This is a genomic window from Actinokineospora terrae, from assembly GCF_900111175.1.
Taxonomy (GTDB): domain Bacteria; phylum Actinomycetota; class Actinomycetes; order Mycobacteriales; family Pseudonocardiaceae; genus Actinokineospora; species Actinokineospora terrae.
Window position 1 is genome coordinate 15,411 of sequence record NZ_FOGI01000022.1, and the last position, 25,178, is coordinate 40,588.

The window sequence follows — 25,178 nt, forward strand, 5'->3', positions numbered from 1 at the left end:
CGGGTCGGGCCGCTGAAATCTCGCTCAAGCGGCACTCAAGCCCATTCTTGGAATCTGGCGGCGCCGGCCGGGCGCGGGCATTGTCGGCCGAGGAGCCGAGGGAGCGTTCACATTTCCCGAATTGGCAACGGGTCGGGTCGTGCCCGACCGGAGAATCAGGAGGAACGATGTCCCAGGCGCAGGTCGGTGCCCGGTGGCGCGTGCTGGGCCGCGGCCCACTCGGCCTGCCCGACCCCAGGCTGGCCGCCGCGGTGAGCCGCGGCGGTGGGCTGGGGGTTCTCGAACTCGGTGCCGACGCGGCCGCCGTCCTGGCCCGCGCGGGGGCGCTGACCGACCGGGTCGGCGCCTGGGTGGGCGCCGACTGCCCGTTGACCCCGGTCGACCTGGCCGCGCACGGAGTGGAACTGGCCCTGCTCGGGCCGGACGCGCCGATCCGCGAGACCGCCGCACACCTGCCGTGCCTGGTCGAGGTCACCGGGGTCGAGCAGGCACGGGCCGCTCTCGACGCGGGCGCGCTGGGGGTCGTCGCCGTCGGCAGCGAGGCAGCGGGGACGGTCGGCGAGCTGTCCTCGTTCGTCCTGCTGCAGCGGCTCCTGCGGCTCGGCGCCCCGGTCTGGGTGCGCGGCGGCATCGGCCCGCACACCGCGCTCGGCGCCCTCGCCGCGGGCGCGGCGGGCGTCGTGCTCGACAGCCAACTCGGCCTGTTCCCCGAGTCCGACCTGCCCGCCGCGCTGCGGTCCCGGCTGGCCGTCGCCGACGGCACCGACACCGGGCCCCACGCGGGGCGGCGACTGCTGCGCGGCACGGACCTGCCGCTCGGCGAGGACGCGCACCTGGCCGCGACGGTGGCACGGCGCTACCCGTCCGCGACAGCGCTGGTCCGGGCCCTGGTCGACGCCGACGCGGGTGCCGATCCCCGCCCCCAGGGCGCGCCGGTGCGCCGCACCCTCGGCGTGCGGCACGCCATCGCCCAGGGCCCGATGACCCGGGTCAGCGACCAGCCGGGTTTCGCGCTGGCCGTGGCCGAGCAGGGCGCCATGCCGTACGTGGCGGTGGCCCTCGCGGACGGCCCCCGCACCGAGGACATGCTGCGCCGCACCGCCGACCTGCTCGGTGAGCGCCCGTGGGGCGCGGGCATCCTCGGCTTCGTCCCCGACGACCTGCGCGCCGCGCAGCTGGCGGCGATCCGCGCCGTGCGCCCCCGCAGCGTCCTCATCGCGGGCGGGACCCCGGCGCTGGCCGCCGCCCTGGAGGCCGAGGGCGTGGCGACCTTCCTGCACGTGCCGTCGCCGACCCTGCTCGCCCAGTACCTCGACCAGGGTGCCCGCCGGTTCGTCTTCGAGGGCGCCGAGTGCGGCGGCCACATCGGTCCGCGCACCAGCTTCTCCCTGTGGGAGGCCCAGTTGGGCGTGCTCGCCGAGCGGCCCGACGTCGACGGCGTGCAGGTCCTGTTCGCGGGCGGCGTGCACGACGAGGTGTCCGCGGCGGCCGTCGCGGCGATGGCGGCGCCGCAAGCCGGGCGCGGCGTCGGGGTCGGGGTGGTGATGGGCACGGCGTACCTGTTCACCGAGGAGGCCGTGCGGCACGGTGCGATCACCGACCGGTACCAGCGCGAGGTCATGTCCGCCGTCCGCACCGTCACCGTCCGCACCGCACCCGGCCACGAGACCCGGTGCCTGCCCACGCCGTTCGTCACCCAGTTCGAGGCCGCCGCCGAGGACCTCACCGCGCGCGGCGTCGTGGCCCGCGACCGCTGGCAGGCGTTGGAGGCGCTCAACGTCGGCAGGCTGCGGGTGGCCAGCAAGGGGCTGCGCCGCGAGGGCCCCGACCTGGTGGCCGTCGACGAGGACGGCCAGTTCGCCGACGGCATGTACATGGTCGGCCAGGCCGCCGTGCTGCGCGACGACCGCACCGACATCGCGACCCTGCACCACGCGGTCACCGACGGCGCCGCGGCGCTGTCGCGCGGCCGCCGCCCGGCAGGCACCGCGCCCCGGCTCCGGCCCGCACCGGTCGACGTGGCGATCGTGGGCATGGCCTGCGTGTTCCCCGGCTCCGACGACCTCGACGGGTTCTGGTCCGGCGTCCTGCGCGGCCGCGACGAGGTCACCGAGGTGCCCCCGGGGCGTTGGGACCCGTCGGTGTACTTCCGCGCCGGCGGGGGCGGACCGGGCACCACACCGTCGAAGTGGGGCGGGTTCCTGCCCGAGGTCGGGTTCGACCCGGTGTCCTTCGGCATCCCGCCCGCGTCGATGGGCAGCATCGACCCGGCGCAGTTGCTCTCGCTCGAGGTGGCCAGGCGGGCGCTGGCCGACGCGGGCTACCTCGACCGGGAGTTCGACCGCGAGCGGACCGGGGTGGTCTTCGGCGCCGAGGCGGGCGGTGACCTGGCGAACGCGACCGTCGTGCGATCGCTGCTGCCGTCGTGGCTCGGTGAGGTGCCCGAGGAGTTGCTGGACCTGCTGCCGAGCCTGACCGAGGACTCGTTCCCCGGCACCCTCACCAACGTCATCTCCGGTCGGGTCGCCAACCGGCTCGACCTCGGCGGCGCCAACTTCACCGTCGACGCCGCCTGCGCGTCGTCGCTGGCCGCGCTGGACCTGGCCTGCCGCGACCTCGCGCACGGCGGCGCCGACATGGTGTTGTGCGGCGCGGTGGACCTGCACAACGGCATCAACGACTACCTGATGTTCGCCTCGGCGGGCGCGCTCTCGCCGACCGGCCGGTGCAGGCCCTTCGCCCGCGACGGCGACGGGATCGCCCTCGGCGAGGGGGTGGCCTGCGTGGCCCTCAAACGCCTCGCCGACGCCGAACGCGACGGCGACCGGGTGTACGCGGTGGTGCGCGGCGTCGGCGCCTCCAGCGACGGCCGGTCGCTCGGCCTCACCGCCCCCCGCCCCGAGGGCCAGCGGCGCGCGCTCGAGCGCGCCTACGCGGCCGCCGGGATCTCCCCGTCCGCCGTGGGGATGGTCGAGGCGCACGGCACGGGGACGGTCGTCGGCGACAGCACCGAACTGGCCAGCCTCACCGAGTTCTTCACCGCGGCGGGCGCCCGAGCGGGCAGGTGCGCGCTCGGGTCGGTCAAGAGCCAGATCGGGCACACCAAGTGCGCCGCCGGTCTCGCGGGGGTGATCAAGGCCGCGTTGTCGCTGTGGCACGGCGTCCTGCCGCCCACGCTGCACCTGTCCGAGCCGATCGCCGCATGGGACCCGAGCAGCCCGTTCACCTTCGACACCACCGCGCGGCCGTGGCTCACGCCCCGCCGCGAGCGGGTGGCCGGGGTCAGCGCGTTCGGGTTCGGCGGCACGAACTACCACGCCGTGCTGACCACCGGCCCCGGCGCGCCCCTGGGACGGCACACGCTGCGCGACTGGGACGCCGAGCTGTTCCTGCTGCGCTCCACCGACGCGGTCCGGGACCTGCTCGCGGCCGCCCACGGCGGGGACACCTTGGTCGACCTCGCCGCCGACGTCTCGGGGTGGCCCGACACGGGTCCCGTCCGGCACGCCGTCGTCGCGCGCGATCACGACGAACTCGCCGACGCGCTGCGCGCGGCCCTCGACGGCACGGCACACCGGGCGCTGTTCACCGCCGATCCGGACGCGGACCCCGGCAGGATCGCGTTCCTCGTCCCCGGCCAGGGCAGCCAGCGCACCGGCATGCTCGCCGACCTGTTCGTCACCTTCCCCGACCTGCGCTCGGGCCTGGACTCCCCGGTCGCCGCCGCGGTGTTCCCACCCGCGGCGTGGCACCCCGACGCGGTGGTGGCCGACGACGCGGCGCTGCGCGACACCCGGGTGGCGCAACCGGCCCTGGGCATGGCGGCCGTCGCCGTGGCGGACCTGCTCGACCGCGTCGGCGTGCGGCCGGACCTGTTGGGCGGCCACAGCTACGGCGAACTGCCCGCACTGGCACTGGCCGGGGCGTTCGACCGCGCGACCCTGGCGCGGCTCAGTGCCTGCCGGGCCGACGCGATCATGACCGCGGCCGCGGGTGATCCCGGCGCGATGGCGGCGGTGCGCGCGGACGCCGACCGGGTCGCGGGTCTGCTCGGCGACACCGACGTGGTCGTCGCCAACCACAACGCGCCCGACCAGGTAGTGCTCTCCGGGCCGACCGGCCAGGTGCTCGCCGCGGTGGACCGGCTGCGCGCGGCCGGGGTGTCGGCCAAGCGCATCCCGGTCGCCTGCGCCTTCCACAGCAGCGTCGTCGCACCCGCGGCCCGGCTGTTCGCCACCGCACTGGCGGCCGAGGACATCCGGCCACCCCGGCTCCCGGTGTACGCCAACCGGACCGCCACCGCCTACACGTCCACATCGGACGTCCGGGCGGAACTGGCCGCCCAGCTCGCCGCCCCGGTCCGCTTCGTCGACCAGATCCGCGCCATGCACGCCGCGGGTGCCAGGACCTTCGTCGAGATCGGCCCCGGATCGGTCCTCACCGGCCTCGTCGACGCGATCCTCGGCCCCGACCCCGGCACCGCGGGCGCCGGTGGGCGGTCGCACACCGCCGTGGCGTGCGACCCCGGGGCACCTGGGGTGCGCGGCGTGCTCACCGCTCTCGCGCGACTGGCCGTCGCCGGGGTGCCGGTCGACACCGACTGGCTGGTGCGCGGGCGGGCCGGGACCCGGTCGGCGGCCGCGCCGTGGACGGTCGACGGGCAGTTGGTCCGGCTGGCCGACGGCACCATCCCCCGCGGGGCGCTGGTCCCCGCCAGACGAATCACGAGGTCTTCCATGTCACCGCACCCGCCCGGCCCGCCGCAGACCGCGCGCGACGAGGTCGTCTCCGTGTTCCTGCGGACCAACCGCGAGATCGTCGCCGCCCAGCGCGACGTGCTGCTCGGCTACCTCGGGCACGCCGCGCCCGCGCCCGTCCCTGCCGTCGCCCCCGCCGCCCCCGAGCCGGTCGTGGTGCGGCTGCCGGTGGCCGACGAACCGCGACCCCCGGCCGAGGTGTCGATCGACCGGCCGACCGACGTGCTGGCCGCCGTGGTCGAGGTGATCAGCACCCGCACCGGCTACCCGCCGGAGATGATCGACGGCGACCTCGACCTGGAAGCCGACCTGTCCATCGACTCCATCAAGCGCACCGAGATCGCCGGGACCCTGATCGCGCGGCTCGGTGTCAGCGCCGAGGGCACCGTCCACGACGAACTGCACCGCAGGCGCAGCGCCCGGGGCATGGCCGACTGGTTGCGGGAACGCCTGGGCGTCGGCACCGATCCCGCGCCGGTCCCGACCGGCGGTGTCGCGGGCACGCGGCCGCGGCGGTTCCTGGCGCGGACCGTCCCCGCGGCACCGGTCGGTGGGGTCCCGGACCTCACCGGCAGGCTGGTCCGCGTGGTGCACGACCCGGCGGGCACCCGGCACGCGGACGCCGTGCTGGCCATGGTGACCAGCCACGGCGCCGACGCTGCCGGAGCGGACGAACCCGCCGACACCCTGGTCCTGCTCACCCCGCTCACCCCCGCCGACGAACCGGTCGCGCCCCGGGTGTTCTCCGCCGTGCGCGACGCGGTGGCCGCCGGGGTGCGCACCGTCCTGGTCGTGTCCCCGCACGAGGACGGCCAGGCACCCGCGCACGCGGCCGGGCTGCGCGGCCTGGTCCGCGCGGTGTGCCAGGAACACCCGGAGCGCCAGGTCCGGCTGGTCGAGCTCGCGCCGGACACCACACCGGCCGCGCTCGCGGACACCCTCGCCGTCGAACTGTCCGACGACGCCGAACTGCCCGTCGTCCGGTACGCCCGCGGTGACCGGCTCGGCTTCGACGTCGTGGCCGCGGAACTGGCCGGGGGCGGCGCGCTCGGCTTCGACCGGGACTCCGTCGTCCTGGTCATCGGCGGAGCCCGGGGGATCACCGCCTGGTGCAGCGCGGCGCTGGCCGCCGCCTCGGGTTGCCACCTGGAACTCGCGGGTCGCACACCGTGGCCCCCGGAGTCGGCGCCGCCGCCGGAGTTCGCGAACCTGGACGAGACAGGGCTCAGGGCCGCGCTCGCCGCCGACGGTCGGTCACTCGCCGACGTCGACCGCACAGCCCGGCTCCTGCTGGCCCAGCGGGAGATCTCCTCGACCGTCGCCCAGGTCCGCGCGGCGGGCGGGCGGGTGGAGTACCGGCAGGTCGACGTGCGCGACGGCGCCGCGGTGCGCAGCCTGGTCAAGGACGTCCACACCAGGCACGGCAGGCTCGACGGCGTCGTCCACGCCGCCGGGGTCCTCGACGACCGGCTCATGCTCGAGAAGGACGACGCCTCGTTCCAGCGCGTGTTCGCCACCAAGGTCGACGGGGCGCGGGCCCTGCTCGACGGGCTGGCCGGGGCCGGGATCCGACCGGCGGTCACCGTGTTGTTCGGCAGTGTGGCAGGCGTGTTCGGCAACCGCGGCCAGGTCGACTACGCCGCCGCCAACGACGCGCTGGAGACCCTCGGCACCGCGTTCGCCACCGACACCGGGTGCCGGGTCCTGACCGTCCACTGGGGACCGTGGGCGCCGGTCGGCGAGCACGGCGGCATGGTGTCCGGCGAACTGGCCCGCGACCTCGACCGGCGCGGCATCGGCCTGATCGACCCGGACGCGGCCACCGACTGCCTGCTGCGCGAACTCGCCGACGGCGGCTCCCGCGCGGTCGTGTACACGGCGTGGGTGTGACCGGGATGCCCGTCACCGAGGCCGAACGCGAGCCGGTCGCGGTCGTCGGGATGGCGGTGATGCTGCCCGGCGCCCCCGACCTCGACACCTACTGGCACAACCTGCGCACCGGGTACGACGCCATCACCGACGTCCCGGCCGATCGCCGCGACCCCCACTTCCACGCGGGCGTGCCCGACCCCACCGCGACACCGCCGCCGGACCGGACCTACTGCCACCGCGGCGGGTTCCTCGCCCCGTTCACCATCGACGCCGCCGGGCTGGGCATCGTGCCCAACGCGGTCGACACCGTGGAACCCGACCAGTTGCTGTCGCTGCGGGTCGCGGCCGCGGCGGTGGCCGACGCGGGCGGCGCGCGCGCACTGGGCGACCGGAACCGCGTCGGGGTCATCCTGGGCCGTGGCGGCTACATCGGGCCACGCATGGTCGGCCTCGAGCACCGCGTCCGCACCGTCCGCACGGTACTGCGGGTGCTCGCCGAACTCAGCCCCGGCCTTGGCGCGGCGGAACTCGAGGTGGTGCGCGCGGCGCTGCTGGAGCCGCTCGGGCCGGTGCGGCCGGAGTCCATGATCAACCTGGTGCCCAACCTGGCCGCGTCCCGCATCGCCAACCGGCTCGACCTGCGCGGCCCCGCCTACACCGTCGACGCCGCGTGCGCGTCCTCGCTGCTGGCCGTGGACCAGGCGGTGGGGGAGTTGGCCGCGAACCGCTGCGACGCGGTCCTCGCGGGCGGGGTCTACCACGGCCACGACGACACCTTCTGGGCCGTGTTCAGCCAACTGCGGGCGCTGTCGCCGTCCCAGCGGATCCGGCCGCTGTCGGCCACCGCGGACGGACTGCTGATCGGCGAGGGCGCCGGTGTCGTCGTCCTGCGCAGGCTCGCCGACGCCCAACGCGACGGCAACCGCGTCTACGCCGTCATCCGCGGCGTCGGCTCGGCCAGCGACGGCCGCACGCAGAGCCTGTTCAACCCCGACACCGCGGGCCAGCGGACCGCGCTGTTGCGGGCATGGTCCGCGGCGGGACTGGACCCCACGGCGCCGGACGCGGTCGGCATGGTCGAGGCGCACAGCACCGGCACCCCAGTCGGGGACGCCGCCGAACTGACCGCGCTCGCCGAGGTCTTCGGCGCACCCCCGGGCGCTTGCGCCGTGATCGGCTCGGTCAAGTCGATGATCGGCCACACCATGCCCGCGGCGGGCATCGCGGGCCTGGTGAAGGCGGTTCTCGCGATCCACCACGGCGTCCTGCTCCCCACCCTGCACTGCGCCGACCCCAACCCCCTGCTGGAGCGCACCCGCTTCCACACCATCGACACCGCGAAACCCTGGGAGGGCGTCGAGCCCCGCCGCGCGGCGGTCAACGCCTTCGGCTTCGGCGGCATCAACGCCCACGTCGTGCTCGAGCAGCACGTCCCACCCCGTCGAGCGGCCCCGGCCCGGGTGGCCGGGGCCGTGCGGGTGGACACCTCGGAGCCGGTGCTGCGCCTCGCCGCCGACGATCCGGCCGAGCTCACCCGGCTCCTCGACGCGGTCGAGCGCGGCGAACGGGTCGCGCCGACCGGGGGCCGCTTCCGGCTGGGGCTCGTCGGGCCGACCGAGCGGCGGATCTCGTTGGCCAGGCGGTTGCTGACCCGCGCGGGTCGACCGGGGTGGAGTTGGGGAACCGGCGACGTCTGGTTCACCGGGACACCGCTGCTGCGGGAGCCGGGCGCCAAGACCGCGTTCGTGTACCCGGGGCTGGAGGCCGGGTTCGCGCCGAAGGTCGACGACATCGCGGCGCTGCTCGGCGAGACGGCCCCGTCGACCGACACCGCGACGGTCGCCCGGCACGTCGCCGCGGTGGCTGACGTCGGGATGCTGCTGCACCGCGCGCTGACCGCGCTGGGGGTGCGACCGGACGGCGTCGCCGGGCACAGCATCGGCGAGTGGACCGCGGCCGTCGCCTCCGACACCCGGGCCGGTGCGCGGCCGGTGATCGGCCTGGACGGCTTCCCCATGCCCGAGGTGGACTACCTCGCGCTGGGGTGCTCGATCGACGACGCCACCGCCGGGATCGCCGACGAGCCGCACGTCGTCGTCTCGCACGACAACGCGCCCCGCCAGACCGTGCTGTGCGGGCCCCGGGCCGCGCTCGGTCGACTCGCCACCAGGTTCCGCGCCGCGGGTGTCATCGCCCGTCCGCTGCCGTTCGCGACCGGGTTCCACACCCCGATGATGCGGCCCTACCTGGCGCCGTACCTGACCGCCATCGCCGAGGCGGGGACCCGCCCCGGCGCGCTGCCGGTGTGGTCGGCCACCACGGTCGACCGCTACCCGGACGACCCGGCCGCGCTGCTCGCGCTGGCCGAGGACTTCCTGGTGCGCCCGGTCCGCTTCCGGGAGCTCGTCGAGCGGATGTACGCCGAGGGCTACCGGGTGTTCGTCCACATGGGAGCGGGTCAGCTCGGGTCCTTCGTCGCCGACACCCTGGGCGACCGGCCGCACCTGGTGATCAACGCCGCGTCGGCCACCCGCCCCGGCATCGCCCAGCTGCGCAGGCTGACCACGGCGTTGTGGGTCCACGGCGCGCACCCCGACGAGTCCGTTGTGGACGTTTCACCGGCGCGGTCCGGGGTTCCGGTCCGGGTGAGCGCGCCGGTGCTGACGGTGGCGGAGTCCGCGCGGGGTCTGCTCGACCGGCGGGCCGTTCCGGCGGCGCCTGGGGGAGTCGCCGCCGAGCTGTCGGCGCTGGTCGCCGAGACCGAGGGCGCGGTGCGCGCGGTGGTCGCCGCCACGACCGCGCCGCCCGCCGTTGCCGCGGTCACCGGCACCGGCACCGGCGCTGCGGCTGGGGCTGGTCCTGACGCGCGAGTGGGTCGGACGCGGGTGTCGGTGCGGGACATGCCGTACCTGCGCGGCCACCGGTTCTTCCGGCAGCGCCCCGACTGGCCCGACGAGAGCGACTACCGGCCGGTGGTGCCCGCGACGACGTTGGTCGAGTGGGCGCGGCAGGCGGCCGAGCGGGAGTGGCCCGCGGAGGTCGTGATCGCGGTGCGCGACATCAGGTTCACCCGGTGGCTGGTCGCCGCCCCCGCGCGGGAGGTGGAGATCCGGTTGGAGCGGGCGGTCGCCGGGGGTTCGATCTCGGTGCGCATCGGCGAGTTCGCCACGATGTCGGTCGAGGTGGCCGCGAGCTACCCGCGCGCCACCGGGTCGCCGCTGGAGCCGGGGCCCGTCGTGGGCCAGGTGCTGACCCCGTCGACGATCTACGGCGGTAGGCAGATGTTCCACGGTCCGCGCTTCCAGGGTCTGACGGGGATTGCCTCGCACGACGGTGGGCTCGCCAGCGGTCGCGTCACCGTGCTCCCGGCGCCGGGAGCCGTCCTGGACAACGTCGGCCAACTGCTGGGGTGCTGGTTGCAGACCCGCGCCGACCGCCGGGTGCTCGCGTTCCCGGTGCGCGTCGCGGCGATCACCTTCCACGGCCCGCCCCCGCCGGTGGGCGCCGAGGTGGACTGCGTGGTGCGACCGCGCGTCCCCGACGACACCGCCGTCGAGATGGACGCCGAGGTCCGCCACGGCGATCGGGTGTGGGCGCGGATCACCGGCTGGCACGACATCCGGCTCGACTGCGACCACGCCGACCACGCCGTGTACGCCTTCCCCAGGGACAACGCGTTGTCGCGGCCGCTCGCCGACGGCTGGTGGTCGGCCCAGGACCGGTGGACGACGGTCGCCTCCCGCGACGTCTTCGCCGGTGTGTACCTGAACGCGCCGGAACGCGCCGAGTACGCGGAGGTACCGCCACGAGAGCGGCGGACCTGGCTGCTCGGGCGGATCGCGGCCAAGGACGCGGTGCGCGACCTGCTGCCCGACCGGCTCTTCCCCGCCCAGATCCGGGTGACCGGGGACGGCGACCGACTTCTGGTTCGCGGCCACCACACCCCGTCGTTGCCGCGGTTGCGGGTCGAGCTCGCGCGCGGCGCGGCGGCGGTGTCCGCTCGAGTGGAGAGGACCACTGGAGATGTCTGACACGACCACCGCACCGGACAGCGTGTTCGACGAGGTCGTCGACCTCATCGGCGCCCTGGTCGGCGACGACCTGGCCCTGCTCGGTGTCGAGGTGCGCCGCGACACCGCCTTCCACGAGGACCTCGGCCTGGAGAGCGTCGACCTGGTGACCCTCGGCGGGCTGCTGGCCGACCGGTACGGCCCGCGGGTCAACCTCGCCGAGCACCTCGCCGAGTTCGAGCTCGACGACGTGATCGGCCTGACCGTCGGCCGGATCGCCGACTACGTCGCCGCCGCCCTCGGGGAGCGGTGACGTGCCGGAGCTGAAGGTCAACGGCCTGCGCACCAACTACCAGCTGCTGCCCGGCGCGGTCGGCCCGGACCCGTGGCGGGCCAACGAGACGGTCGTGTTCATCCACGGCATGGGCACCGACAGCCTCGCCAGCTTCTACCTGACCCTGGCACCGCCGGTCGCCGCCGCGGGCATCGACGTGATCAGCTACGACCTGCGCGGCCACGGCCGGTCCGAGCGCCCGGTGAGCGGCTACGCACTGGCCGACTTCGTCGCGGACCTCGACGAACTGCTGTGCGCGCTGACCGTCACCCACCCGGTGCACCTGGTCGGCAACAGCTTCGGCGGCACCATCGCCTACGCGTACGCCGCCGCCCACCCCCACCGCGTCCGCAGCGTGGTGGCCATCGAGTCGGAACCCCCGACCGAGGTCTGGGCGGCGAAGATGGCGGGCATCCTCGCCGCCACCACCCGGATGCTGGGTGTCGAGGAGAACTACGAGTGGATCGAGGCCACCTTCGGTGCCCACCACCGCCGCCTCGCCCGCCTCGCCGCCGCCCGCTTCACCGCCACCACCATGGCCGACGAGGTCGCCACCGGCCCGATGATGACCGCCCGCGAGGTGGCCGCCATCACCTGCCCGGTCCTGTCCATCCTCGGCCGCCACGGCTACCAGGCCGACGACCTGGGCGCGGTCACGGCGTCGCTGCCGGGTGGGGAGGCGTTCGTGTTCGACGACCAGGGGCACTCGGTGCTGGTGGAGCGGCACCGGGCGGTGCGGGGGCTGCTGGTCGAGTGGGTTCGGCGGCATGGGGGTGGGTGACGGTGGCGGGGGGTGTTGAGGACGGACGCGGGGGGCGAACGTCGCGGGGGTGTTGAGGACGGGTGGGTGGGTCGGGATGAGCGGATCGGGTGGGTGGGTCGGGATGAGCGGATCGGGTGGGCCGCGGCGATGAGGACGGGTGGTCGGGTGCGATGAGCAGGGTGTTGTTCGTGGTGCCGCCGTTGGCGGGGCATGTGCACCCGTTGGTGGGGGTCGCCGCCGTGGCGGGGGAGCGGGGGCACGAGGTGGCCTGGGTCGGGCCGTGCCCGGTGGTGCGGGACCTGGTGGGGGGCAGGGTGTACCCGGCCGGGTCCACTGCGTGGCGCAGGCCGGGTGGGTTGCGGGCGTTCGCGGCGTTGCGGTTCCTGTGGGCGGGTTTCCTGGTGCCGTTGGCGGACGCGATGGTGCCGGGGGTTCGGGCGGCGGTGGCGGACTTCGACCCGGATGTGGTGGTCGTCGACCAGCAGGCGTTCGCGGGGGCGTTGGTGGCGCAGGAGGTGGGGCTGCCGTGGGTGACGTCGGCGAGCACGTCGGCGGAGTTGGCCGATCCGTTGGCGGGGATGCCGCGGGTGGCGGCGTGGGTGCGGGAGCAGCAGCGCGGGTTGCGGGTGCGCCACGGCGTCGAGGGAGATGACGACCTGCGGTTCTCGCCCTACTCGGTGGTGGTGTTCAGCACCGTGGAGTTGGCGGGTGAGCCGGTGGTCGCGGTGGCGGACCCGCGGTACGTGGGACCGTCGTTGGCGGCGCGGCGCCCGGTGGAGTTCCCGTGGGCGCGGTTGCGGCCGGACACACCGGTCGTGCTGGTCACGTTGGGCACCACCAACTCCGAGGCGGGCGGGCGGTTCCTCGCCGAGTGCGCGCTGGCCCTCGGGGACTTCCCCGCGGTGCAGGGGGTGGTCGTCGATCCCGGGGGGTGCCTGGCGGCCTCGGGGGATGTCGTGGTGGTGGCCTCGGCGCCCGTGCTCGACCTGCTCCCGCTGACCGCCGCGGTGATCTGCCACGGCGGGCACAACACGGTGTGCGAGACCCTGGCCCACGGCGTCCCCCTGGTGGTCGCCCCGATCCGCGACGACCAGCCCGCCCTGGCCGACCAGGTGGTCGCCGCGGGCGCGGGCCTGCGCCTGCGCTTCGACCACGCCCGCGCCGAGGACATCACCGCCGCCCTGCGCACCGTCCTCACCGACCCGGCCTTCACCCGGGGCGCGACCCGGGTGCGAACCTCTTTCCACCAGGCGGGTGGCGCCCACGCCGTCGTCTCCCGCCTGGAAGACCTGATCGCCCCATCCCGCTAGCCCGCACCACGCCCACGCGCTCGACCAGCGGGCGGCGCCCGCCACCGCCACCGCTCGCCCGCCCGCTAGCACGCGGGTGGCGCACGACTGGCGAGCGGCCACGAGGGCGCGACCCGGACCACCGAGCGAGCCGCCGGGTGATCCACCTAGGTGGACACGGCTCTGCGGGGGTGGGGTTCGGGGGCGTGCCAGCCGAGGGTGGGGCGGGGTCTGGCGGCGAGCGCGCGGACCGCGCGCAGGTACAGCGGGGCGACGCGGTAGCGCGGTGGGCCGCCTTGGCGGGTTCGGGGGGCGGGTTCGGCCAGGCGCAGGGTGGTGAGGCGCCAGAGGAAGGACTCGGCGCGGGGCAGGGAGAGGGTCCGGGTCGTCCACTCGGCCGTGAGGATGTCCGGGCGGTCGTCGCGGTGGGCCAGGCCCACCAGGGCGGCCCACTGCACCGGGTCCAGTCCGGCCGCGGCGCGGGAGACGCTGCGCGCGAGGTCGAGTCCGCCCGCCGCCATGGGCAGGTCCGTGCCCAGCCGGGTGGCCAGGCGGCCGAGGGACCAGTGGGGGCGGAGCCGGACCAGTTCCGACAGGATCGCCGCGACCAGGGGCAGTCCCGCGCAGCGCGACATCAGCGCGTCCGCCGCCCGGGGTTCGCGATCCACCCGGGTCCGGCCGACGCGGGCGGCGAGCAGCGCCACCAGGTCCTCCGTCGCCAACCCCGGCAGCGACACCGCCGCGACCGGGGTCGTGAGCCGCTCCGCGCAGCCGAGCAGCACCGCGCTCCCCGTCGAGGCGGGGGACAACGCCGCCAGGTCCGTCGCGCTGGTCACGTTGTCCAGCACCACCAGCAGCCGCGCGTCACCGGTGTGCCGGTGCCACAACCGCGCCCGTTCGGCCAGCCCGTCCGGCACCGCCGCACCCGGGCGCACCGCGCGCAGGAAACCGGCCAACGCCTCGGCGGTGTCCAGGCGCGCCAGGTCGGCCAGCACCCGCCCGTCGGGGTACGCGGCCCGGGTCTCGTCGGCCAGCCGGGCGCAGAACGTGGTGGTGCCCGCGCCGGGTGCCCCGACGACGGCGAGCACGGCGGGTGTCGCGCGGGGCCGCCGCGTGAGCTCGACCCGCGCGAACTCCGCCTGCGGGCCGTACCCGACGACGGTGCCGACCGGCAGGACCTGCTCCGGCCGCTGGTGCTCCCGCAACCGCCGCACGGCCGCCACCGGTGCCCGCCCGGCGGTGGGGTCGTCGCTCAGCGCCCGTTCGAACGCCGACCGCAGGGCCAGCCCGGGTTCCAGCCCGGACTCCCTGGCCAGCCTGGCGCGCACGTCGTGGAACAGGTCCGTGGCCCGCGCGCGCTGCCCCGCGACCGCGAAACCCAACAGCAGCGACGCGTAGAGCTGCTCGTGCCGGGGGTCCTCGCGCACGACGCGGTCGACCTGCGCGAGCACCGCGTCCGGGCGACCGAGGTCGAGCTGCACCCGCAGGTACCGCTCCAGCACCCCCACCCGCACCAGGTCCAGGCGGGCCTTCGCCAGGCGCAGCACCGTACCGAGCGACACGTCCGAGAGGACCTCGCCGCGGCACAGGTCCACCGCGGCGCCCAGCACCTCGGCGGCGGTGGCCGGGTCTCCGGCGCGCAGGTGCGCCTCGGCGGTGTCGCGAAGGCGCAGCAGGTGCGCGGTGTCGAGGTAGTCGGCCGCGCCGAGGTCGAGCCGGTAGCCGACCTTGGGGGTGTGCGCGCACACCCCCGCGGCGCCGAGCAGCTTGCGCAGCTGCGAGACGTAGGTCTGCACGATCCGGGCGCGCTTGGTCGACGGCGGCTCCGACCACAGCTCCTCGGCGATCGTCTCGTGCCGCACCACCGCGTCCGGGGTGGCCGCCAGCAGCGCGAGCAGGGCGCGCAGCTTGGGCTGCGACGGGGTGACCGGGGTGCCGTGCAGGTGGGCGCGCAGCGCGCCGACGATCTCGATCCGGATGGTCATGGTGTTCCCCGTTCAGGCCGACCGGCGGAAGTTGCGGGCGGCGACGGCGCTCCCGGCGAGCGCGGCGACCCCGGCGAGCAGGACCGCGCACGGCAGCGCCCACCCGGGTGACCTGCCCAGCGCGAGCGCGCGGGTGGCGTCGATGGCGTAGGTGAGCGGGTTGGCGGCGGCCACCGCCCGCACCCACAGCGGCATGTGCTCGAGCGGCATGTAGGCGCTGCTGGTGAACATCAGCGGGTACACGGCGATGAACGACACCGCCTGCATGAGCTCGATGTCGCGGCCCCACGTGGCGATGGCGACGAACACCCAGCTCAACCCCCAGCCCACCACCAGGGTCAGCGCGACGGCCGCGGTCAACCCGACCACGCCGCCGTCCGGGTCGAACCCCAGCACCAGCACCGCGGCCACCACGATCGCGACCAGTTGCACCGCCAACCGCGCGGTGTCGGCCAGGGTCCGCGCCACCAGCACCGACACCGGGCTGATCGGCAGGGTCCGCAGCCGCCCCACCACCCCGGTGTAGGTCTCGGCGAGCAACCCGGCGCCCGCGCCCATCGCCGTGATCATGGCGATGTTCACCAGCGTGGCGGGCATCAGGTAGTTGACGTACCCGTCGTAGCCGACCATCCCGGGCAGCGCGCCGACGCCCGCGAACACCTGGCTGAACAGCACCAGCAGCACCACCGGCTGCAGCAGTCCGAGGCAGACGAGCCGGTAGTCGCCGAACGCGGCCCGCAACGACCGGGTGGTCAACACCCAGACCTGGGTGCGCAGCGGACTCCCCGACCACCGGGCCCGCTCCCCATCGGAGGCGCGGTGACCCGGCACACCACCTCCCGCCACCGGCGGGTGGTCCGGGGGGAGGGTCATCGGGGGGTCCAGCCGGTGTCGTGCAGGGCGAGGTAGACCTCGTCGAGGGTGGGTTCGGTGACTGTGAGGTCCACTATGGACAGGCCGTGGCCGTCGATGGCGCGCACCAGGTCGACCACCAGCGCCGCGTTCGGCAGCGGCGCGGTCACGGTGCGCGCGTCCGCGGTCAGGGTGGGGGGCAGGCCGATCCGGTGGAACTGCCCGACGGCCCAGTGGGCGGACCAGGTGTCCGGGAAGGTGATGGCGGCGGTGCGGGCGCCGACCTGGGCCTTGAGGTCGCGCGGGGTGCCGTCGGCCACGACGGTGCCGCCCGCCAGGACGACCACCCGGTCGGCGAGGTGGTCGGCCTCCGCCAGGTACTGGGTGGTCAGCACGACGGTGGTCCCGGTGCTCGCCAGGTACCGGATGGTGTCCCACAGGCCGGTGCGGCTGACCGGGTCCAGGCCGGTGGTCGGTTCGTCGAGGAAGAGCACCTGGGGTGCCCCGACCAGGCAGGCGGCCAGGTCGAGCCTGCGCCGCATGCCGCCGGAGTAGGTCATCGCGGGGCGGTCCGCGGCGTCGGTGAGGCCGAAGGCGGCGAGCAGTTCCTCGGCCCTGGCCCTGGCCGCGCGCGCCGGGGCGCCGAGCAGCCGGGCGACCAGCACGAGGTTGCCGCGCGCGGAGAGCGTCTCGTCGACGGACGCGGACTGGCCGGTGAGCGCGATCCGCCTGCGCACCTCGTGGCCGTCGGCGCGCACGTCGAACCCGCACACCGCCGCGGTCCCGGTGGTCGGCCTGGTGCGGGTGGCGAGGATGTCGACCAGCGTCGTCTTCCCCGCCCCGTTGTGCCCGAGCACCGCCACCACCGTCCCCGCGGCCACCCGCAGGTTCACCCCGGCCAGCGCGGTCACCGGCCCGTAGCTCTTCCCGAGGTCCACGACCTCGACGCGCGCCGACCCCGGCGGCGCGCCTGGGCCGGACGGCGAGCGGTCCGGTGCGGTCGGGCGTGGTGTCGGCACGGGTCCTCCTTCGCGGTGGGCCGGGGTCACGGGAAGGGGTAGTCCCATCCGCTGGTGATGTCGGCCTCCACCACCGAGCCCGTGCCCGCCCTCGCCGCGTCCGTCCCGACCGGGTCCACCCCCGGCGTGGTCACCCGCACAGTGGCCGACCCGGTACCCACCACCTCGACACCGGCCGGGACGTCGAGGTGGCAGGCGAGGGCGGCCGGGCTGGGGTGGTCGAACACGAGGGTGGGCGGCAGCGCCCGACCGGTGGCCGCGCCCAGCCGGTTGCGCAGTTCCACCGCGGCCAGCGAGTCGAAACCGAGTTCCCGGAACGGGCGGGTCGGGTCGACCGCGCCCGCGTCGCGGTGCCCGAGCACCGTGGCGACCTCCCGGCACACCAGGGCGAGCGCCCCGTGCGGCGCCGACGGCGACTCGACGGCGGCGACGGGGACAGCGCCGCGCCGCATCGGGACCAGCACCGGCTCCGGATCGCCCAGCGCCAGGTCGAACAACGCCAGCGCGTCCACAGTGGACAGCGGCAGGACGCCGGAGCGGGCGATCCTGGCCAGGTCGGCGGCGTCGAGGTCGGCGGTCATCGCGCCGCGCCGCTCCCACACGCCCCACGCGAGGGCCGTCGCGGGCAGGCCCAACGCCGCGCGGTGTCGGGCGAGGGCGTCGAGGTACGCGTTCGCCGCGGCGTAGTTGCCCTGACCCGCCGCGCCCAGCACCCCGGCCGCGGAGGAGAACAGCACGAACCGGTCCAGGTCGCCGGTCAGCTCGTGCAGGTTCCACGCCCCGGTCACCTTGGGCCGCAGCACCCGCTCGACCTGCTCGTCGGTGAGGGAGTCGACCAGGCCGTCGGCGCGCACCCCGGCCGCGTGCACCACACCGACGAGCGGGTGCGCGGTGTCGATGTCGTCGAGCACGGTGGCCAGCGCGGCCCGGTCGGCGACGTCGCAAGCGCGCACCAGCACCGATTCGGCGCCGTCCGCGCGGAGTTCGCCGACCAGCGGGTCGTCGGCACGGGCGTGCCGGGCGAGCAGCACCAGGTGCCGCACCCCGTGTGCGCGGACGAGGTGCCGCGCCAGGACCCGGCCCAGCGCCCCCAGCCCGCCGGTGATCAGCCACGTGCCCGGTCTGGACCCGGGCAGCGACACGACGAGCCTGCCCGTGTGCGCGCCCGCCCGCATGCGGCGCAGCGGTTCGGCGATCTCGCGGATGTCCCACACCCGCGGCGGCAGCGGGTCGAGCAGTGCGGCGTCGGCGAGCATCTCGGCGATCCGGTCGGGCCCGGCCGAGTCGAGCAGGTCGAACGCCCGGTAGGTGACGCCGCGCTCGGCCGCCACCCGCTCGGGGTCGCGCACGTCCAGTTTGCCGAGGTCGACGAGCCTGCCGCCGGGCGCGAGCAGGTCGAGCGAGGCGTCGAGCAGGGGACCGGTCAGCGAGTTGAACACCAGGTCGGCGCCGCGGAAGCTGTCGGCGAACCCGGTGTCGCGCGACGAGGCGACCGCGTCGACGCCGAGGGACCGCACGAACCCGTGCTTGTCCGGTGCCGCCGTGGCCAGCACCCGGGCGCCCGCGCGCAGCGCCAACCGCACCGCGGCCGAACCCACACCGCCCGCCGCCGCGTGCACGACGACGGTCTCCCCGGCGCGCAACCCACCGAGGTCGAACAGGCCGTGCCGGGCGGTCAGGTACGCGACCGGGACCGACGCGGCGGTGGCGAACGACCAGCCGCGGGGCATCGGCGCCAGGAGTCGCCGGTCGGTCACCGCGTGCCCGCCGAACGCGCCGGGGACCAGGCCGAAGACCCGGTCGCCCGGCGCGTACCCGGACACGCCCTGCCCGATCCGGCTGACCACGCCTGCCGCCTCGGCGCCGAGCAGCCCCGGTCCCGGGTAGTCGCCCAGGGCGAGCAGCACGTCGCGGAAGTTGATCCCGGCCGCGCGGACCAGGACCTCCACCTGGCCGGGACCCGGCGCGGGCCGCTCGGCCCGCCGGGGCGCGACGTCGTCGACCGACCCGATCACGCCGGGCGCCAGTCGCCACGGTCCGTCCGGCAGGGTGAACCCGCCTGCCGTGTGCGGTCGCATCGTCGGTACCAGGACCGTGTCCCCACTCGACCTCGACTCACCGACAGCGGCGGCCGCCACCACGGCGACCTCGAGCGGGCCGTCGCGCTGCACGAGGGCGAACCGGCCGGGGTGCTCGGCCCGCGCGGAGCGGACCAACCCGGCCACCGCGGCACCGGCCAGGTCGTCCCGCCCGGTGACCACGACGAGGGTGCTGGACCGCCACCGCGGGTCCGCCAGCCACGAGCGGATCGACTCCAGTGCCCGGAGCACGGCCGTTGTCGCGGTGGACCCGTGGCAGCCGACGAGCACGAGGTCCGGCACCGGGTCGCCCGCGTCGACGGCGCGCCCCAGGGCGGCCAGGTCCTGGTGCGTCGGGCCACCGACCCAGGCGGGGCCACCCAGTGCCGCGACCCGGTCCGGTGTGGTCAGCGGCACCGCGGGTGTCCATCCGGGACGGAACAGGCCCGCGACCCCGTTGTCCACCGGGCGAAGGCCGAGTGACCCGATGACCAGCACGGTTCGCCCCCCGCTGTCAGCCGCCTCGACGGCGACCGCGGCGTCCGGGCGCGGCGTGATCCGGACCCGGAGTGCCCGCGCGCCGGGGAGTGGACACCGGACGTCGGCGAAGGTGTGCGGCAGGCCCCCGTTCAGATCGCCGTCACCCAGTACGTGCAGCGCCGCGTCGAGCAGGGCCGGGTGCACGCAGAAGGCCTCGTCCGTCCTGTGGACGGGGGTCTCGTCCGCGGAGGTCTCGGCGTAGAGGCACCCATCGGCTCCGCGCCACGCGCGCCGAAGAGCGCGGAAAGCCGGTCCGTGGTGGTAACCGCGGTCCTCCAGTGCCCGGTAGAGCTCGCCGAGGTCGATCGACCTGCCGCGCGGTGGCCACGCGGTGGCCCACGGCGACTCGCCCGGCTCCTCCTCGTCGGCGCGGAGCACGCCAGTGGCCCGGAGACTCCACTGTGAACTGTCGTCCTGGGACTCGACCCGCAGTTCGCGCGCGCCGCCGACCGGCTGCCCGGCGGTCAGCCGGACCTGGTCGCCCACCGCGATGGGCCTGTGCAGCACCAGTTCCGCGACGACCGGGTGACCGGTGTGCCTGCCAACGCGCAGCGCGCACTCCACCAGCGCCGCCGCGGGCAGGATCGCGATCCCCGCGACCCGGTGCTCCGCCAGCCACGGGTGGGCGTCGAGGGCGGCGGTGAACTCCGCGCCGTCGCCGGTCACCAGGGGACGGGTCCCGGTGCTCAGCGGCGCGTGGTCGGGCAGCCAGTACCGGGTCCGGCGGCCTGCCGGGATCAGGGGCTCCGCGGGCCAGGACGCGTCGCCCTGCTCCAGCACCACGTGCGCGTTGGTACCGCTGATGCCGAACGCCGACACCCCGGCCCGGCGCGGGCGGCCGCGATCCGGCCACGGCACGTTCTCCCGCAACACCTCCACGCGGCCCGCCGACCAGTCGACCCCGTCGCACACCGCGCCGACGTGCAGCGTGCGCGGCAGGACGCCGTGCGCCATCGCGGCGACCACCTTGATCACCCCGGCCGCGCCCGCCGCGGCGCCGGAGTGGCCGATGTTCGACTTGACCGACCCCAGCCACAACGGCGCGGTCCGGTCCCGCCCGTAGGCCGACACCACGGCCCGGCCCTCGACCCGGTCGCCGACCGGGGTCCCGGTGCCGTGCGCCTCCACCAGGTCGACCTCGTCCGGGGTGAGCCCGGCGGCGGCGAGGGCACGGCCGATCACCCGTTCCTGCGCGGGACCACTGGGCGTGCGCAGGCCCTCGGTGGCGCCGTCGGAGTTCACCGCGCTGCCCCGCACGACCGCGAGCACCCGTTCGCCGCGCGCGCGGGCGTCGGTCAACCGCCGCAGCACCAGCACCCCGGCGCCCTCCGCCCACACCGTGCCGTCCGCGCGGCTGTCGAACGCCTTGCAGCGGCCGTCCGGGGCCAGGCCGCGCAACTGGGCGAAGTCGACGATCGCGCCGGGCGTGCACATGGCGCTCACCCCGCACGCCAGCGCCAGCTCCGACTCCCCGGTCCGCAGTGACTGGCAGGCCAGGTGCAGGGCCACCAGCGACGACGAGCAGGCGGTGTCGACGGTGATGGCCGGACCGGCGAGGTCGAGCACGTGCGCGACGCGCCCGGACAGCACGCTGGCGACGCCGCCGGTGATGCGCCTGCCGCTCACCGCGGGCGGGCTCAGGTGCAGCGGCATCCCGTAGTCCTGGTAGGCGACTCCCGCGAACACCCCGGTCTCGCTGCCGGACAACGACATCGCGTCGACACCGGCGTGCGCCAGCGCCGACCGGGTCACCTCCAGCAACAGCCGCTGCTGCGGCTCCATCGCCAGTGCCTCGCGGGGGTTGATGCCGAACAGGTCCGCGTCGAACAGCGGCAGGTCGTGCAGGAAACCGGCCTCGCGCGTGTAGGTCTTCCCGGGGCGGCGCGGTCGTGGGTCGTGCAACCCCGCGAGGTCCCACCCGCGATCGGCGGGGAAGGGCCCGATGCCGTCGGCGCCGGTGACCACCGCGGTCCACAGGTCGGTCGCCGAGCCGATGCCGCCGGGGTAGCGGCACCCGATGCCGATCACCGCGACCGGGTCGAACCGCGTTCCGTTGTCCACCGCCCGACCATAAGCCGCACGTCGCGCAAATGGCCACACCGCGCCCCGGATGACGTTATAAGAAATCGCTATAACGTCGGTTGGTAATGAACTCCGGGAATGTCCCAACCTTGGCCCCGGTCTCGGCATGTGCGACCCTGACTGGGATTCCGTCCCCACCGGTGGCGCCGTCGGCAGCCACCCCCGGCCGTATGGATGTCGGAATGACCATGTTGCCTGAATTTGTCAGTAATGTGACGCGTGTGCAGTCGAAGCGTCCTTCCCGCATTGTTTTCCTGGCTATTGCCTTCGTTTTATCCGGTATCCCGGTACCGGCGGCGACCGCCGCCCCGGCAGCCCCGGTGCGCTACCTGTCGCGCCCGGACCTGGTACCGCCCGCGATCACCGTCGACCTCGCCGCGGCGCCCACCTCGCCCGGCCGGATCCTGCTGACCCCCAAGGACACCGCCGACGAGCAGATCGGCCCGCTGCTGGTCGACGACACCGGCAGCCCGGTGTGGTTCGCCCCGCGCGGCGACAAGCTGCGGCTGGTGATGAACGCCCAGGTCCAGACCTACCGGGACCGCCCGGTGCTGGTCTGGTGGGAGGGCGCGTTCGTGCCGCTGGGGTGGGGCCAGGGCACCGTGACCATCGCCGATCAGGGCTACCGCACCATCGCCCAGGTCGGCCTCGACCGCGGCGTCGACCTGCACGCCATCCGGATCACCCCGCAGAACACCATCATCGTCGTCTCCTACCGCACCACCACCGCGGTCCCCGGCCAGGTCACGTTGCGCCCGGTGGTGGAGAACGTCCTGCGGGAGATCGACATCGGCACCGGCCGGGTGCTGATGACCTGGTCGAGCCTTGAGCACATCCCGGTGTCTGAGTCCTACCTGCGCTCCAACGACATCGTCGCCTGGGACTACCTGCACGTGAACGCCGTCGACCTCGACCAGGCGGGCAACATCGTGGTCAGCGGCCGCAACACCCACACCGTCTACACCCTCGACCGCGGCACCGGCCGGGTCCTGTCGCGGCTGGGCGGCAAGCGCTCCGACTACACCCTGCCCCCGGCAGCGGTGTTCGCCTGGCAGCACAACGTCCGCGTGCTCCCCAACGGCGACATCAGCATGTTCGACAACGAACAGGGCGCCACCTTCCCGCCGACCCCACCCACCCGCCCCGCGTCCCGCGCGATCGTGCTGCACCCCGACGCCGCCACCCGCACCGCGACCATGACCCGCTCGCTGAGCACCCCCGACGGACTCGGCACCGGCGCCCAGGGCAGCAACCAGACCCTGCCCGACGGCCACGCCTTCGTCAGCTGGGGCGACCGCGGCCGCTTCAGCGAGTTCGACGCCGACGGCACGATGATCTACGACGCGCGCTTCACCAGCCCCACCGTCGACACCTACGTCGCCAACCGGGTCGACTGGCACGCCACCCCCACCGAACCCCCCGCCCTCCTCGCCCGCCGCACGAGCGGCGGCGTCACCGCCTACGCGAGTTGGAACGGTGCCACCGAGGTCAGCCGCTGGCAACTGCTCACCGGCCCCGACCGCACCCACCTCGCGGTGGCCGCCGACGCGGCCCGCAGCGGGTTCGAGACCGTGCTGACCGCTCCCGGCGACGCGGGGTACGCGGCCGTGCGGGCGTTGTCGGCCACCGGCGCCGTGCTGGGCACCTCGCCCGTCACCCAGGTGCGTGCCGGGTGAACGCCCCCGGAACCGTCATCTGGCTCACCGGCCTGTCCGGGGTCGGGAAGTCGACCATCGCCCGGCTGCTCGCCGCCGAACTCGACCGCCAGGGCGTCCCCACCGAGGTGCTCGACGGCGACGAGGTCCGCGCCGCGCTCTCGACCGAACTCGGCTTCGCCAAACGCGACCGCGACACCCAGGTGCGCCGCGTCGGCTACCTCGCCGGACTGCTCGCCCGCCACGGCGTCACCGTCGTCGTCGCCCTGATCTCCCCGTACCGGGAGGCGCGCGACGCGATGCGCGCCCGGCTCGCGCCGTTCCTGGAAGTCCACGTCCGCGCCCCGCTGGAGGACCTGATCGACCGCGACCCCAAGGGGCTCTACCGGCGGGCGCTCGCGGGCGAGATCAGCGGGTTCACCGGCATCAGCGACCCTTACGAGGCGCCGCTGCACCCCGACCTCGTCATCGACACCGACCGGTGCACCCCCGACGCCGCCGTGGCCAGGCTCCTCGCGCTGCTGCGCGCGCCCGCCGACACCGACAGCGACCACATCCTCGCCGGTGACCTCGCCGCCGCCGCGGGCAGGCGACTGCTCGACCTGCGCGCCGAACACGGGTTCGCCGCGCCCGACGAGCTGCGCGCGGCCGGGGACGTGCTGGCGCACCGCTTCCTGGCCGACCGCGTCGCCGAACACCGCCCCGGTGACGCGCTGCGCTCCGAGGAGGCCCCCGGCGACGGGACCGGCGCGCGGCTGTGGATCGTCGACCCGCTCGACGGCACCCGCGAGTTCGGCGAGCCCGACCGCGTCGACTGGGCCGTGCACGTGGCGCTGTGGCGCGAGGGCAGGCTCGCCGCGGGCGCGGTGGCGGTACCCGGACGCGACCTGCTGCTGACCACCCGCGACGCGGTCGCGCGCCCGCGCGAACCCGGCCGGTTCCGGATCGCGGTCAGCCGAACCCGGCCGCCCGCGCTGGCCGGGGCACTCGCCGGGGAACTCGACGCCGACCTGGTGCCGATGGGCTCGGCCGGGGTCAAGATCGTCTCGGTGCTGCTCGGCGAGACCGACCTGTACGTGCACGGCGGCGGGCAGCACGAGTGGGACTCCGCCGCCCCGGTCGCGGTCGCGCTCGCCGCGGGCCTGCACGCCAGCAGGCTCGACGGCACCCCGCTGGTCTACGGCCGCCCCGACGCCTGGCTGCCGGACCTGCTGGTGTGCAGGCCCGACGACGCAGACCGGGTGCTCGCCGCCGTCCGCGCGGTCTCGGTCACCCACACCGGAACCAGGGAAGGACGGGCATGAGGCTCATCGGCGCCGGACTCGGTCGCACCGGGACCGCCTCGGTCAAGGCCGCGGTGCAGCAGCTGGGCTTCGGCCCCTGCTACCACATGTTCGAGGTCACCGCCCAGCCCGAGCACGGCGAGCGCTGGCTGGCCGCGTTCGCGGGCGACCCGGTCGACTGGGACCGGTTGTTCGCGGGCTTCGACTCCACGATGGACTGGCCCGCCTGCTCGTTCTGGCCGGAGCTGGTGGAGAGGTACCCGGCGGCCAAGGTTGTGCTGACCGTGCGCGACCCGCAGAGCTGGTACACCAGCATGGCGCGCACCCTGCTGCCGGTGTGGCGGATGGCCGCGGCGTCCACCCGACCCGGCTTCGAGTGGTACGGCCGCCTGGTCGCCGCCATCGCCCAGCACTCCTTCGACGGCCGCATCGATGACCGCGACCACGTGCTCGCCGCGTTCGAGGCGCACAACGCGGTCGTGCGCGCCGCCGTCCCGGCCGACCGGCTGCTGGTCTACCAGGTCGGCCAGGGCTGGGAACCGCTGTGCGAGTTCCTCGACGTGCCCGTGCCGGACGACCCGTTCCCGCACCTCAACGACACCGCCTCGTTCCAGTCGGTTGTCGAGCGGATGCTGTCGGCCTGACCGTGGGGGAGACCG

General features: G+C 75.4%; 11 protein-coding genes and 1 pseudogene. 8 read left to right on the forward strand and 4 right to left on the reverse strand.

Going from position 1 to position 25,178, the window contains the following annotated elements; genetic code table 11:
• Window positions 1-167: 167 nt before the first annotated feature.
• From BMY07_RS32490 to BMY07_RS32510, 5 genes are all read left to right on the forward strand, one after another.
• On the forward strand, window positions 168-6,647 hold the full coding sequence (locus tag BMY07_RS32490; protein ID WP_092787021.1) for a type I polyketide synthase: 6,480 nt from the start codon (window positions 168-170) through the stop codon (window positions 6,645-6,647).
• A gap of 5 nt (window positions 6,648-6,652) precedes the next feature.
• Window positions 6,653-10,660 (forward strand): beta-ketoacyl synthase N-terminal-like domain-containing protein, encoded by a 4,008-nt coding sequence (locus BMY07_RS32495; protein WP_092787055.1) that lies wholly within the window; start codon window positions 6,653-6,655, stop codon window positions 10,658-10,660.
• On the forward strand, window positions 10,653-10,952 hold the full coding sequence (locus tag BMY07_RS32500) for an acyl carrier protein (RefSeq protein WP_092787024.1): 300 nt from the start codon (window positions 10,653-10,655) through the stop codon (window positions 10,950-10,952). Before BMY07_RS32495 ends, BMY07_RS32500 begins: the two co-directional genes overlap by 8 nt.
• Before the next feature lies 1 nt (window position 10,953).
• Window positions 10,954-11,754 carry an alpha/beta fold hydrolase gene (locus BMY07_RS32505; RefSeq protein WP_092787027.1) on the forward strand — a complete coding sequence of 267 codons (801 nt, stop codon included), beginning with the start codon at window positions 10,954-10,956 and terminating at the stop codon, window positions 11,752-11,754.
• A gap of 152 nt (window positions 11,755-11,906) precedes the next feature.
• Window positions 11,907-13,046, forward strand: a complete 1,140-nt coding sequence (locus BMY07_RS32510; protein WP_092787057.1) for a glycosyltransferase — start codon at window positions 11,907-11,909, stop codon at window positions 13,044-13,046.
• Window positions 13,047-13,192: 146 nt separating this feature from the next.
• Here the strand turns inward: BMY07_RS32510 and BMY07_RS36015 are convergent, their stop codons facing one another.
• From BMY07_RS36015 to BMY07_RS32530, 4 genes and pseudogenes are all read right to left on the reverse strand, one after another.
• Window positions 13,193-15,010 (reverse strand): AfsR/SARP family transcriptional regulator, encoded by a 1,818-nt coding sequence (locus tag BMY07_RS36015; RefSeq protein WP_092787029.1) that lies wholly within the window; start codon window positions 15,008-15,010, stop codon window positions 13,193-13,195.
• A gap of 12 nt (window positions 15,011-15,022) precedes the next feature.
• The gene (locus BMY07_RS32520; RefSeq protein ID WP_092787031.1) at window positions 15,023-15,883 is read right to left on the reverse strand and encodes an ABC transporter permease; all 861 of its coding nucleotides are present in this window, start codon (window positions 15,881-15,883) and stop codon (window positions 15,023-15,025) included.
• Entirely contained in the window at window positions 15,880-16,800 is a 921-nt protein-coding gene (locus BMY07_RS32525; RefSeq protein WP_245782788.1) for an ATP-binding cassette domain-containing protein, read from the reverse strand. Before BMY07_RS32525 ends, BMY07_RS32520 begins: the two co-directional genes overlap by 4 nt.
• Before the next feature lie 107 nt (window positions 16,801-16,907).
• Window positions 16,908-21,539, reverse strand: a pseudogene (locus BMY07_RS32530) (SDR family NAD(P)-dependent oxidoreductase); the annotation flags it as partial.
• A gap of 263 nt (window positions 21,540-21,802) precedes the next feature.
• Here BMY07_RS32530 and BMY07_RS32535 point away from each other — a divergent pair.
• The 3 genes from BMY07_RS32535 to BMY07_RS32545 are packed head-to-tail and all read left to right on the forward strand — an operon-like array spanning window position 21,803 to window position 25,163.
• Entirely contained in the window at window positions 21,803-23,257 is a 1,455-nt protein-coding gene (locus BMY07_RS32535) for an arylsulfotransferase family protein (protein WP_177215933.1), read from the forward strand.
• The gene (gene cysC / locus BMY07_RS36115; protein ID WP_143073755.1) at window positions 23,254-24,540 is read left to right on the forward strand and encodes an adenylyl-sulfate kinase; all 1,287 of its coding nucleotides are present in this window, start codon (window positions 23,254-23,256) and stop codon (window positions 24,538-24,540) included. The genes BMY07_RS32535 and cysC overlap by 4 nt, the downstream gene beginning before the upstream one ends.
• A complete protein-coding gene (locus tag BMY07_RS32545; RefSeq protein ID WP_092787041.1) occupies window positions 24,537-25,163 on the forward strand; it encodes a sulfotransferase family protein in 627 nt (208 codons plus the stop codon). The genes cysC and BMY07_RS32545 overlap by 4 nt, the downstream gene beginning before the upstream one ends.
• The last annotated feature ends 15 nt before the right edge of the window (window positions 25,164-25,178 follow it).